This is a genomic window from uncultured Nitratireductor sp. (assembly GCF_913053745.1).
Lineage (GTDB): Bacteria > Pseudomonadota > Alphaproteobacteria > Rhizobiales > Rhizobiaceae > Nitratireductor.
This window is the reverse complement of the sequence record NZ_CAJXGF010000137.1, coordinates 1-11,482: the sequence shown is the minus strand read 5'-3', so window position 1 is coordinate 11,482 and position 11,482 is coordinate 1. Positions and strand designations below refer to the sequence as shown.

The following is an 11,482-nucleotide window of genomic DNA, read 5'->3' as shown; positions in this document are numbered from 1 at the left end:
GTTCTCCTATTTCGGCCAGCACAATGCCGGCGTGATCTTCTTCGTCGAGGAGGAGCCGCAACAGGTGGTCGTGCTGGTGCGCGGCCGCGGGAACCTGTCGGCCTACGAGCAGCGGGCGCTGGTCAACGAGGTCGAGGAGCAGGTGCTCCAGGTCTCCGGCATCGAGGCGGAGCTTTCGGCGCGTAGCCTGGCGGGACCTTGGCGGATCGGTGGATCGCTCTCGGTCGACGGCGCGCCGATGCGCGTTTCCGTTTCCACCGGATCGGCGGGCGACGACGGTCGAATGCGGTTGCGTGTCGAGGCGCTGCCCGACGGTGTGCCGGTCAAGCTTGCCGCCGACGGTCAGGCACGGATCGAAGACGGAGCCGCTTATTACGACGGTACCTTCTCCTTCAACACCTATTCCGAAGAGACGATGGCGGCGCTGCGCGCGGATGAAGAGCGGCCATTGTCATTGACGACGGCTGCTGCCACCAATCGGCTGACGGGCAGTTTCGATCTCAGGCACGACCGGTTGGCGGTGGACACTTTCCGTTTCGAGACAGGACCGGCGGATGCGCCGTATCGGGCCGAGGGCAGGGCGAGCCTCAATCTTGGCGTCGAGCCGCGCTTCCTGATCGCGGCCGACGGAGCGCAACTGCGTTTCGAGCCAGACGAGACGTCCGACGGCTCCATTGCCGGCCTCGATCTCAGCGAGCGGTTCGAGGCATTCTCGTCTCTCATGCGTGCCTTGCCTGCGCCCACCATTCCCGGTCAGGTGTCGATCAACCTGCCGGCGATCGTGGCCGGCGACACGACGATCCGCAACATCGAACTGCGCGCCCAACCGGCCGAGGGTGGCTGGTCTGTCGCCTCGGTAGCCGCAACCCTTCCGGGACGCACGCGTTTCGAGGCGAACGGGCTTTTGAGCACCCGGGACGCGCTGGCTTTCGACGGGCACATGCTGCTCGCCATCGCTCAACCATCGGGCTTTGCCGCCTGGATTTCGCGCGATGTGGACGATGCGATACGCCGGCTCCCATCGGCGGGTTTCAGCGGCGATGTGAGCTTGTCACGCCGCGTTCAGACATTTGAGGCTCTGGAGCTTATCCTTGGCGGCGCCCGCTTCGAGGGACGCATGGAACGCCGGGAGCCGGAAGACTCGAAGCCCTGGCTGGATCTGGCGCTCGACGGTGAGGCGCTCGACCTCGACGGCATTCGTGCCTTCATGTCGCTGTTCGTGAACGACGCCGGTGTGAACAGGCTCTCCGGTCACGATGTGGATCTCGATGTGAAGGCTGGACCGGTTTCAGCGGTGGGGTTGCAAGCCGACACGCTCGATACGGCTTTGCGGCTGCGCGAGGGCGTTCTGGAAATCGACCGGTTGACGCTTGGCGGGTTCGCCGGCGCCCAGCTCAGCGCCACCGGACAGCTCCGCGACTTCTCCACGGCACCGACGGGCAAGATCGATGCAACGGTTCTGTCGACCGATCTGGCGGACCTGGCGGTCACGCTCGCCGGCCGGTTTCCCCAAAACGGCGTCTTCGGGGCCATAGCCGGCCGCGCCCAGGCCTTTCCCGGCCTTTTTGAGGACGCCGAACTCAATCTTGTCGCGAGTGCGGCCGACAACAACGACGGGACGGTCGGGATCGCGGTCAGCGCGGAGGGCGTTGCCGGTGGAACGGATCTGAGCCTGTCGTTTTCCGATCGCAGCCCTCGCGAGGATTTGCTTCGAGGCGATTTCAAGCTCTCGCTGACAGCGGACAATGACGATGCAGCCGTTCTCTACGGTCTTGCCGGACTGCCTGCGCTGCCGCTTGGGCTTGTTGGCGGGGCGAAGCTCGAATTGACCGCCGAGGGTTCGCTCACCGATGCGATAGAGACCGAGGCGTCGGTGACGGGCGAGGGGCTCAAGGCCGTGTTCGACGGGACGCTGGCCAATGCGCTGTCCACCCCGGCTCTAGACGGCGATGTGCGGCTTGAAAGCAATGACATCGAACCGTGGCTTGCCGTAGGGGGCGTCGTTCTGCCGGGATTCGGGCTCGGCATGCCCGTCGAGCTCGCCGCCGCGCTCGAATGGAGTGAAAAGATCGTCGTGCTTTCGGGGCTGGAAGGCGCCGTCGTCGGCAGCGGTGTGAGCGGCGATCTGAATATCGCGCTGGATGGCGGCAAGCCACGCATCGACGGGGCGCTCGACATGGCACGTTTCGACCTTGCGCCTGCCGCCGAGCTTGTCCTGGGGCCGAATGTCCTTTCAGGGGAAGAGAGTGGCGCCTGGCCGGAAGAACCTTTCGGCAGCGATGTCGATCTGCCTTTCTCGGCCGACCTCGATTTGCGGACGGATTCACTTTGGGCCGGGTTTCTTTCGGCGGGACAGGAAGCCAGCCTGAAGCTGAAGCTCGACGATGAAGGGTTGGCGGTTTCCGATTTGAAGGCTGCGGCTTTCGATGGCTCGATCGACGGTTTTGCCACGCTGAAAAACAATGCGGGAACCGGACTTTTGTCGGCGCAAATCGGTCTGGAGAACACCGCGCTCGAGGCGCTTATGCCACAGGGCAGCCTCGAAGGACGCTTGAGCGGACGCGCCAGCGTGACCGCAAGCGGCAAGACCGTTAATGGCATGGCCTCCGCATTGACGGGCTCGGGGTCTGCCACATTGAACGATTTAAGCGTTGTTGGCCTGAACCCGAAGGCGCTGGCGCAGATCCTTGAGCGGACCGATGCGCTGGGCAATGAGATCGACACGGCGAAGACGGAGGCATTCGCGCCGGAACTGATCCGCAACGGACGTTTTCCGGTGGGCGAGACGGAGTTTGCCTTCACCGTGGCCGGCGGCGTTGCGCGCACCCCGCCGATGCGCCTTGAGACGCAAGACGCTGTCCTTACCACAACCGCGTCGGCCGATCTGCAGCGCATGGAAATCGCAACGGACGGTTCCCTGATTTTCGATCCCGGTGCCGAAGCCGTTGTCGGTGCGGAGCCGCGGGTTGATGTCGCCGCCTCGGGGCCATTCGGTTTCGTCGGCTCGAAACTCTCCGTGGGGCCGCTCGCGCAATATCTGACCCAGCGGGCTTTGGAGCGCGAACAGGTGCGTGTCGAGCGCATGCAGTCGGTGCTTCTGGAAAAGCAGCGCTTGCGCCGCGAAACACGCTATTTCGCGGCCCTTCAGACCGAAAGGGAGCGCGCGGAGGCGGAGCGCGAGAGGCTTGAACGCGCGCTTCGTCTGAAGCAGGAAGAAGAGGAAGCCCGCCGCAAGGCCGAGGAGGAAGCTGAAGCTCGCCGTGCCGCAGAAGAGGCAGCACGCGCCGCGGAAGCGTTGCGGCGTTCGCAGCGCAACGCGCCAGACTCCGTCGGCGACGGTTCCTCCAGGATCGAGCGTGCGCCGCTCGATGCGCCCGAAGGGGCGAATTCGCCCGATGCCGTGTCGGAGTTCTTTCGCTCCAAGAATTTGTCTCCGCAGCAGCTTCGCGAATTGCTTGGGACCGGTGAAAGCGTGAACTGAGCGGAGCGGCTCTTTCAGGAGGCGGCGGAAAGACGGGTCTTCAAATCGCGAAGCACGCAAAGACGGAGCTTGGAGGAGAGATTATTCTCCTCGGCGCGATTGGCATCCACCTCCGCTATAAGCGCGGCAAGCGGTATTCCCCGTCGCCGGGCAATGGCTTCCAACTCTTCGAGGAACGGTTTTTCAAGGGAAATGCTCGTACGGTGGCCACGGATGCTGACCGAACGCTTGGCGATCCCGCTCATTTCCGGCCGCCGTTCCCGTCTTCGCTCAATCTGTGGGCCTCGAGCCGGGCGATCGAGCGCGTTCTGGCACTCTCCTGCTGCGCGCGCTCGACTTTGCTGCGGCCATGGAGGCTGCGATTCTCGGCGGCACGCTGTTTTTTCTCTTCGCGCTCGCGACGTTTACGGCGCTGCCGGAGATTGACCAGCTCGCCCATCGTCATTTCTTCCGGAAAGCATCGAGCGAAACGACTTCCGCGCCCTTGTTCTCAGAGGCGGGGGCTTCCTCTTCATCGGTGGCCTCGACTTCCGCTTCGGCCTTGTCTTTCTTCGCTTTCCTAGCGGGTTTCTTTTTCGTTGCCGGCTTTTTGGGCGCGCCCGCTTCTTCTTCCGCGTGCACCTCGGTGATCTCGGCGGTGGGTTCCGCCTGTTCGGACTTCACGTCGAACTCAAGTTCGAAATTGACCGAAGGGTCGTAAAAACCGCGAACCGCCGAGAACGGCACACTCAGCATCTCGGGAACATCAGCGAACGATAAGCCGACCTCGAACCCGGTCTCGCTGACTTTCAAATCCCAGTATTGATACTGCAATACGATTGTCATCTGTTCGGGGTAACGCTCGCGCAAGCGAGACGACACACGCACGCCTGGAGCGTTGGTGAGAAAGGTTATGAAGAAGTGATGCTCGCCGGGAAGCCCGGTGCGCGCAACTTCAGCCAGCACCTTGCGCATTACGCCACGCAATGCGTCCTGGGCTAGAATATCGTATCTTATGCGGTCTTCGGCCATCCACGCGAACCGGTTTGTGAGTCTTCGACTTACCTCTAATCAAGGACTGTGCTCAGGTAAACCGGCAAAAGCCGGCTTCCGCAGCGTCAACCACGTAAAGCCGACTCCAGATGAGCCGGCTCCTTGGTGTGCATTTCCCGCTTGCGATACGCCCGCAGGAAGGTCTTGACCGCGCAGGCGGCGGTTTCCTGCAAGCGGTCGTTCTCCAGTTTCTCGCCGAAGAGGGCGGGCATCTGCAGTTCGGCATTCACCAGAGCGAGAAATTGTCGCGCGGCGACGTCGGGGTTCTCCATGTCGAGATAGCCCGCATAGGCAAGCCGGGCGAAGCGCGCAGCCAGTGCCGACCAGACCTTGCCGGGACCATCGTTGCGCCAACTCGCGAACAGGTGAGGATGACGCTCGCCCTCTCTTTGAATCAGTTTGCGAAGGAATTTTCCGTCCTGGTCGCACAGGCAGTTGACTATGAGCCGCTCCGCAAAACAGGTGAGCTCTTTTTCAAGATCGGTGGGTTGATCCGGAAACGAAGCCAGGACCTCGAAACTGCGGGCGTTGCATCGCTGGGTGATTTCGGTGACGACGGCTGCGAACAATTTGTCCTTGTCGCCATAATGGTTGTAGACGGTCTGCCGCGAGACACCGGCTTCGGCGGCGATCATGTCGATGTTCGCGCCTGCATAGCCTTCACGGCAGAAAGCACGGGCGCCGGCATCGAGTATGGACAACCGCTTGGCGGCGTGTCCGCGTGTCGGGAGCGTGTCAGTAGCCATTGTTGAATACATGGAAAATGTATATAGGTGATTGACATATTAGACAAGACTGTCCAAAAATATAGTCAATAGAGCTTAGGCTTTCCTCCTGAGTCATGCGCCGATCCGTTATGTCGGATCGCGCCTTGGTCTCCCGTCCTTCGTTCGACGCCCGCTGCGGCAACCATCATTCTTGAAAGTGCTAATCATGACCACGGGATTTTTGCGCATTGCGCTCGTGCTCGGCGTGCTCACCGCCGTGGGCCCCTTTGCGATCGACATGTATCTTCCAGCGCTGCCTTCCATTGGCGCCGACCTGAACGCCGGTACCGTGTCCGTGCAGATGTCTTTGCTTGTGTTCTTTCTGTCCATGGGATTGGCGCAAATCGTCGTCGGACCGATTTCCGATATGATCGGTCGCAAGGCACCGCTCTATCTGGGCTTGTTCCTGTTTGTGATCGGCAGCATCGGTTCTGCGCTGGCCACCAGCATCGAGATGCTGATCGCGTTTCGCTTCCTGCAGGGATTGGGTGCGTCTGCGGGCATGGTGGTGCCGCGCGCGGTCGTGCGCGATCTGCACACGGGAACGGAGGCCGCCCGGTTGATGTCGCTTCTGATGCTGGTTTTCTCGATTTCGCCCATTCTGGCGCCGTTGACGGGCAGCGTGATCATCGCCACGCTCGGCTGGCGCGCCGTGTTCTGGTCGGTGACCGGAGCGGCGTTGCTTGCCGTCCTGCTGCTGGCGACGGCGCTTCGCGAAACGCGGCCTGCCGAAGAACGTCAGGGAAGTTCCTTGCGCAGCGCGCTCGCCGGTTATCGCTTTCTGCTGGGCGATCGGAAGTTCATGGGGCTGACCTTGATTGGCGGCTTCGGCATTTCCAGCTTCTTCGTCTATCTGTCGAGTTCGTCCTTCGTGCTGATCGATCACTACGGTCTGACGCCGACACTCTACAGCGTGTTCTTCTCCATCAACGCGGTTGCTTTTTTCACCATGTCTCAGCTCACTGGCCGGTTGACGGAGCGCTATGGACTGCGCCGCGTCGTGCGGGTGGCGGTCGTGTGCTATGCGACGACCATGGTCGCCATGCTGCTGGTAATGGCCTCCGGATTGCAGTCGCTCTGGGTGATGGCGGTCTTTCTCTTTGTCGGCTACGGCTTCCTGGGCCTCGTCATTCCGACGACCTCGGTGCTTGGCATGGACGATCACGGCACGATTGCCGGTACGGCGTCCGCATTAATGGGCACCTTGCATTTCGCCACCGGGGCGCTGGCCATGGCGATCTCGGGTATCTTTTTCGACAGTACGCCTTTGCCGATGGTGACGAGCATTGCCGCCTGTGCGGTTCTGGCGCTGGCACTGACGCAGATGACGCTGGGGCGCGACGAGAGCACCGCCGAGGCGCCCGCCGAGTGAGGCTGTCCCTCCGGCCTGGGATTTTAGAAGGGTGCGCTCGTCGCGCCCTTCTTTCTTTGCGGGCAGCAAATGAAGGGGCGGGGAATAGCGCTGTCGTGGAAGAAAGTGGAGGCTTCTGTTGCCAGGTGCCTCCGAACCCCGCCTAAAGGTGCGAACCCTTAGGAGTTCATGTGAAGCTGTCGCACTGCATTAAGCAGCGAGACGTGCCTCCGCATAGTTGTCGTTTGCAACTACTAGGTTGACCCGATAACGGTGGTATCATGCCGAGCGAAAGTCCGATCTTTACACCCTCGTCGATCCTGTTTCGCCCCCATCAGAAGCCGTCCTCGGGCCGATCCCCTGCGACGGATTCTGGTGGAGGCGCCGGGCACTGCCCCCGGGTCCGAATGGCTTATTACATCGGCAGTTTATCGCCATAGTCGGTCAAGCCGACGGTGCGAATATAGTGAGACGGCGGCGCCAAGAAAAGGGGGATTCTGGCGAAAAGCCGTTTCGGCATTGACTTAGCGTCATGCTTTGCGGAATGTCTTACACGGTGTGGGAAGAACTTTGGCAAACGTTGAGGTTGCGTTGGTGACCGGCCTTGTCGAAGCGGGCCCACGGTCTGAAATGAGGGAAAAGTCATGGCCGATTATTTCGCGGATGTCCGCAAATACGATGCAACCGCCGACGAAGATACCGTCAACAAAATCGTCAAGCATCTTGGCATTGCGTTGCGCAACCGGGATTCGTCTCTGGTTTCGTGCAGCGATCCCAGCGAGCTTGGCCGTGTGCGCGACAGCTGGTGCATGAAGAAGCTCGGCGAGACGGACGGCGCGAAGTGCGATTCCGTCATCGAGAAGGTTTGCGAGACCATGTCCGGAGACAATTCCAAGAGCCGTGTGACCTTTTACTACCTGGCCGCGAAGCATCTGGGCAAGCTGTCCAGCCTTTGATCCCGGCCTGACACCGACTGCCGACGCCCTCTTCGTTTCGAAGGGGGCGTTTTCATTTGTGCAGGCACAAGCGCGTGTGTGGATGGCGTGCGCAATCGGTCGGGATACACTTTTCGTGTACCGTGGCTGCTCTATGATGTCGTCATAATTCCAGCCCGAATCGGACCCTCATGCGCCAGTATCTCGACCTTCTTTCCCATGTTCTCGAAAATGGCGTCGACCGTGACGACAGGACCGGAACCGGTACGCGCGGCGTGTTCGGCCACCAAATGCGCTTCGATCTGGGAGAGGGCTTTCCCGTTCTTACCACCAAGAAATTGCATCTGCGTTCGATCATTCACGAACTGCTCTGGTTTCTGAAAGGAGAAACGAATATCGGCTACCTCAGAGAGAACGGCGTTTCGATCTGGGATGAGTGGGCGGACGAGAATGGGGATCTCGGTCCCGTCTATGGCGCGCAGTGGCGCTCCTGGCCGGCTCCGGACGGCCGGCAGATCGACCAGATTGCGAATCTTCTGAAGAGCTTGCGCGAAAATCCTCATTCACGACGGCATGTGGTTTCGGCCTGGAACCCGGCCGAGGTCGATTCCATGGCGCTGCCGCCATGCCACTGCCTGTTTCAGTTTCATGTGGCCGAGGGGCGGCTCTCCTGTCAGCTTTACCAGCGCTCCGCTGATATTTTTCTCGGCGTGCCCTTCAACATCGCCTCCTATGCGCTTTTGACCATGATGATCGCCCAGGTGACGGGGCTGCGTGCCGGCGATTTCGTGCACACGCTGGGTGACGCGCATCTTTATGCGAACCATTTCGACCAGGCGCGCGAACAGTTGACGCGCGCGCCCAAGCCTCTGCCGACCGTGTGGATCAATCCGGAGGTGACCGATCTGTTCGCTTTCCGCTTCGAGGATTTCCGTCTCGACGGCTATGTGGCGGATCCGTCGATCCGCGCGCCGATCGCCGTTTGACCGGGAGGGCACGATGGGCATCGAACTGGTTGTTGCAATGGCTGAAAATGGCGTGATCGGGCACGAGGGCGGTTTGCCGTGGCGGCTATCGACCGATCTGAAGCGGTTCAAGGCCGTCACGATGGGCAAACCCGTCATCATGGGGCGTAAAACCTGGGAAAGCATTGGCAAGCCGCTACCCGGGCGGCGCAACATCGTTGTCACGCGGCAGACGGATTACGCGGCGGAGGGAGCGGAGTGCGCTTCTTCGCTCGACGTGGCGTTGGCGCTTGCAACAGCCGGTGAAGCCGGGGCGGATATCTGTGTTATCGGCGGCGGACAGATCTATCGCGAGGCGATGCACAAGGCCGATCGTCTGCACGTCACGCATGTGCATGCCGAGATTGACGGCGATACGATGTTTCCCCCGATTGACCCGGAAATTTGGGAAGCGGTGTCGCGCGAAGACGTGCCCGCCGGACAAAAGGACGTTTACGCCACCACCTATGTGGTCTACGAACGGCGCTGAAGAGGCAAGGCAAGGCTCTCTTTTTCCTCGAATGAGCGGGAACGCGGCGGGCTGCCGCGTTGAAAGGGGATTTGCCGCTACCTATAACTGACCGGATGGGAGAGCCGTCCCTGGGGGATGGAACCCGGATCGAGAAAAGGAACAAGAATGCCCTGGAACAATCAAAGTGGCGGAGGCGGCCCTTGGGGCGGCGGCAATAACGGAGGGCCCTGGGATCAGGGACCGCGTGGGCCGAGTGGACCGCAGGGATCTCCACCCGATCTGGAAGAGATCATCAAACGTGGACAGGATCGGCTGAAAAACGCGTTGCCCGGCGGTGGCGGTGTCAGTCCGGCCATGATCGGCCTTGTGCTTCTGGCGCTGGCCGGTCTGTGGCTGTTCAAGTCGGTCTACACAGTGCAGCCGGACGAACTGGCGGTTGAACTGCGTTTCGGCAAGCCGAAGCCGGAGCTTTCCGAGCCCGGTCTGCACTTCCATTGGTGGCCTATCGAAACGGTCGAAAAGGCGTCCGTGGCCGAGCGGCTGATCGACATCGGCCAGACGCGCGGCGGGGCCTCCAGCGGGCTTATGCTTTCTGGCGATCAGAACATCGTCGATGTGAAGTTTTCGGTCGCCTATCAGGTCGCCGAGCCGTCCGCTTACCTGTTCAACGTCGCCGATCCCGACGAGACCTTGCGCCAGGTGGCGGAAAGCGCCATGCGCGAGGTTGTGGGACGGCGCCCGGCGCAGGATATTTTCCGCGACGACCGTCAGGGCATCGCCGAAGATGTGCGCACGACCATTCAGACCGCGCTCGACGAGTACGGCACGGGGCTGACGGTCAACGCCTTGTCCATCGAGGACGCCGCGCCGCCGCGCGAAGTGGCCGATGCGTTCGACGAGGTGCAGCGTGCCGAGCAGGACGAAGACCGCTTCGTGGAGGAGTCGAATCAGTACTCCAACCAGCAGCTCGGTCAGGCGCGTGGTGAAGCCGCGCAGATCCGTGAAGAAGCCGCCGCCTACAAGAACCGTGTCGTTCAGGAAGCCGAAGGTGAGGCGCAGCGCTTCGTCTCCGTCTACGACGAGTACGCCAAGGCCCCGGAGGTGACGCGCAAGCGCCTCTTCCTGGAAACCATGGAAAACGTGTTGCAGGGCTCGAACAAGGTGATCGTCGAGCAGGAAGGGGGCTCCGGCGTGGTGCCCTATCTGCCATTGCCCGAACTTCGTCAGCAGTCGCAACAGCCGCGTGGAACTGCGGGAGGGAGCAACTAATGTCAAACCGTCTTCCCATTCTCGTCGTCATCGGCGCAGTTCTCTTGTTCCTGGTGTATTCGGCGATCTTCGTCGTCAACGAGCGTCAGCAGGCGATCGTTCTTCGTTTCGGTGAGATCGTCGACGTGAAAACCGAGCCGGGCCTCTATTTCAAGCTGCCCTTCGCATTCCTCGAAGCGGACAATGTCCAGATCATCGAAGACCGCATCATGCGTTTCGACCTCGACGATATCCGTGTGCAGGTTTCGGGCGGCAAGTTCTACGAGGTGGACGCGTTCATCGCTTATTCGATCAACGATCCACGCGTTTTCCGTCAAACGGTCTCGGGCAGTGTGGCACTGGCCGAACAACGCCTGCGCACCCGTCTCGACGCTGCGCTGCGCCGTGTTTACGGTCTGCGCGGGTTCGAGGCAGCCCTTTCGGAAGAGCGCGCGTCGATGATGCGCGAAGTGGCAGAGGAACTGCGCCCCGCCGCGGCGTCTCTCGGGCTTGAGATCGAGGACGTGCGCATCCGCCGGACCGACCTGACAGCGGAAGTCTCGCAACAGACTTACGACCGCATGAAGGCGGAGCGTCTGGCCGAAGCCGAGCGGCTGCGCGCTCGTGGCCGCGAGGCTGCAGCCCGCATTCGCGCCCGCGCCGACCGTGAGGTCGTCGAGATCTTGGCGGCTGCCCAGCGCGAATCGGAGATTCTGCGCGGTGAAGGCGAAGCCGAGCGCAACGCCATCTTCGCCGAGGCTTTCACGCGCGATGAGGACTTTTTCGAGTTCTACCGCTCCATGAACGCCTACCGGCAGGCTCTGGACCCGAACGGAACCACCATGCTGCTGTCGCCGGATTCGGAGTTCTTCCGTTTCTTCAACGATTCCACGGGCGGTGGTGTGCGTTCGTCGGCACCGCCCGCGCAGGGCGCCAACGCCGGCCAGTAGTCGGCGGTCGGTATGAGCGAGTTCATCGCTGCCCTGGGCCTGGTCCTCGTTATCGAGGGCCTGGTCTATGGAGGCATGCCGAGGCTGGCAAAGCGGCTTGCCGAGCAGGTTCTGGAAATGCCGGACAGTGCGTTGCGCACTGCCGGCATCACCGCCATGGTTCTGGGGGTGTTCCTGGTCTGGCTCGTTCGAGGATGAAACAAGTTTACGGCCCGCATGGAAATCCCGTGCGGGCCGTAAAC

The 11,482-nt window shown here is 61.6% G+C and carries 12 protein-coding genes and 1 other RNA gene; 8 read left to right on the top strand and 5 right to left on the bottom strand.

The window, feature by feature from the left end; all coding sequences use genetic code 11:
* Positions 1 to 3,481 (top strand): AsmA-like C-terminal region-containing protein (locus tag QZ638_RS18575; RefSeq protein ID WP_295813394.1); only part of this gene is annotated, 3,481 nt, incomplete at its 5' end.
* A gap of 14 nt (positions 3,482 to 3,495) precedes the next feature.
* Here QZ638_RS18575 and QZ638_RS18570 read toward each other — a convergent pair.
* From QZ638_RS18570 to QZ638_RS18555, 4 genes are all read right to left on the bottom strand, one after another.
* Complete coding sequence (locus QZ638_RS18570) at positions 3,496 to 3,726, bottom strand: ribbon-helix-helix domain-containing protein (RefSeq protein ID WP_295813393.1); 231 nt, start codon at positions 3,724 to 3,726, stop codon at positions 3,496 to 3,498.
* Positions 3,723 to 3,920, bottom strand: coding sequence for a DUF4169 family protein (locus QZ638_RS18565; RefSeq protein ID WP_295813392.1), 198 nt, complete (start codon positions 3,918 to 3,920; stop codon positions 3,723 to 3,725). The genes QZ638_RS18570 and QZ638_RS18565 overlap by 4 nt, the downstream gene beginning before the upstream one ends.
* A gap of 2 nt (positions 3,921 to 3,922) precedes the next feature.
* Complete coding sequence (locus QZ638_RS18560) at positions 3,923 to 4,492, bottom strand: SspB family protein (RefSeq protein ID WP_295813391.1); 570 nt, start codon at positions 4,490 to 4,492, stop codon at positions 3,923 to 3,925.
* 86 nt (positions 4,493 to 4,578) lie between these two features.
* A complete protein-coding gene (locus tag QZ638_RS18555) occupies positions 4,579 to 5,259 on the bottom strand; it encodes a TetR/AcrR family transcriptional regulator (RefSeq protein WP_295813390.1) in 681 nt (226 codons plus the stop codon).
* A 187-nt stretch (positions 5,260 to 5,446) separates the two neighbouring features.
* Here QZ638_RS18555 and QZ638_RS18550 point away from each other — a divergent pair, with 187 nt between their 5' ends.
* The gene (locus tag QZ638_RS18550; protein ID WP_295813389.1) at positions 5,447 to 6,652 is read left to right on the top strand and encodes a multidrug effflux MFS transporter; all 1,206 of its coding nucleotides are present in this window, start codon (positions 5,447 to 5,449) and stop codon (positions 6,650 to 6,652) included.
* 104 nt (positions 6,653 to 6,756) lie between these two features.
* On the opposite strand, the gene ssrA is transcribed toward QZ638_RS18550, so the two are convergent.
* Positions 6,757 to 7,124, bottom strand: a transfer-messenger RNA (tmRNA) gene (gene ssrA / locus QZ638_RS18545).
* A gap of 151 nt (positions 7,125 to 7,275) precedes the next feature.
* On the opposite strand from ssrA, the gene QZ638_RS18540 reads away from it, so the two are divergent.
* From QZ638_RS18540 to QZ638_RS18515, 6 genes are all read left to right on the top strand, one after another.
* Positions 7,276 to 7,587, top strand: a complete 312-nt coding sequence (locus QZ638_RS18540; protein ID WP_295813388.1) for a DUF2853 family protein — start codon at positions 7,276 to 7,278, stop codon at positions 7,585 to 7,587.
* 170 nt (positions 7,588 to 7,757) lie between these two features.
* Entirely contained in the window at positions 7,758 to 8,552 is a 795-nt protein-coding gene (locus QZ638_RS18535) for a thymidylate synthase (RefSeq protein ID WP_295813387.1), read from the top strand.
* Positions 8,553 to 8,565: 13 nt separating this feature from the next.
* Entirely contained in the window at positions 8,566 to 9,060 is a 495-nt protein-coding gene (locus QZ638_RS18530) for a dihydrofolate reductase (RefSeq protein ID WP_295813386.1), read from the top strand.
* 147 nt (positions 9,061 to 9,207) lie between these two features.
* Positions 9,208 to 10,311, top strand: coding sequence for an FtsH protease activity modulator HflK (gene hflK, locus QZ638_RS18525; RefSeq protein WP_295813385.1), 1,104 nt, complete (start codon positions 9,208 to 9,210; stop codon positions 10,309 to 10,311).
* Positions 10,311 to 11,240 carry a protease modulator HflC gene (locus QZ638_RS18520; protein ID WP_295813384.1) on the top strand — a complete coding sequence of 310 codons (930 nt, stop codon included), beginning with the start codon at positions 10,311 to 10,313 and terminating at the stop codon, positions 11,238 to 11,240. Before hflK ends, QZ638_RS18520 begins: the two co-directional genes overlap by 1 nt.
* A gap of 12 nt (positions 11,241 to 11,252) precedes the next feature.
* The gene (locus QZ638_RS18515; RefSeq protein ID WP_295813383.1) at positions 11,253 to 11,438 is read left to right on the top strand and encodes a DUF2065 family protein; all 186 of its coding nucleotides are present in this window, start codon (positions 11,253 to 11,255) and stop codon (positions 11,436 to 11,438) included.
* Positions 11,439 to 11,482 lie beyond the last annotated feature (44 nt).

Excerpts from the sequence above, each read along its gene's own strand:
- QZ638_RS18540 (WP_295813388.1), top strand. The coding sequence starts at position 7,276 with ATGGCCGATTATTTCGCGGATGTCCGCAAATACGATGCAACCGCCGAC.
- QZ638_RS18570 (WP_295813393.1), bottom strand. The coding sequence starts at position 3,726 with ATGAGCGGGATCGCCAAGCGTTCGGTCAGCATCCGTGGCCACCGTACG.
- QZ638_RS18535 (WP_295813387.1), top strand. The coding sequence starts at position 7,758 with ATGCGCCAGTATCTCGACCTTCTTTCCCATGTTCTCGAAAATGGCGTC.
- QZ638_RS18560 (WP_295813391.1), bottom strand. The coding sequence starts at position 4,492 with ATGGCCGAAGACCGCATAAGATACGATATTCTAGCCCAGGACGCATTG.
- QZ638_RS18550 (WP_295813389.1), top strand. The coding sequence starts at position 5,447 with ATGACCACGGGATTTTTGCGCATTGCGCTCGTGCTCGGCGTGCTCACC.
- hflK (WP_295813385.1), top strand. The coding sequence starts at position 9,208 with ATGCCCTGGAACAATCAAAGTGGCGGAGGCGGCCCTTGGGGCGGCGGC.
- QZ638_RS18565 (WP_295813392.1), bottom strand. The coding sequence starts at position 3,920 with ATGGGCGAGCTGGTCAATCTCCGGCAGCGCCGTAAACGTCGCGAGCGC.
- QZ638_RS18520 (WP_295813384.1), top strand. The coding sequence starts at position 10,311 with ATGTCAAACCGTCTTCCCATTCTCGTCGTCATCGGCGCAGTTCTCTTG.
- QZ638_RS18530 (WP_295813386.1), top strand. The coding sequence starts at position 8,566 with ATGGGCATCGAACTGGTTGTTGCAATGGCTGAAAATGGCGTGATCGGG.
- QZ638_RS18555 (WP_295813390.1), bottom strand. The coding sequence starts at position 5,259 with ATGGCTACTGACACGCTCCCGACACGCGGACACGCCGCCAAGCGGTTG.
- QZ638_RS18515 (WP_295813383.1), top strand. The coding sequence starts at position 11,253 with ATGAGCGAGTTCATCGCTGCCCTGGGCCTGGTCCTCGTTATCGAGGGC.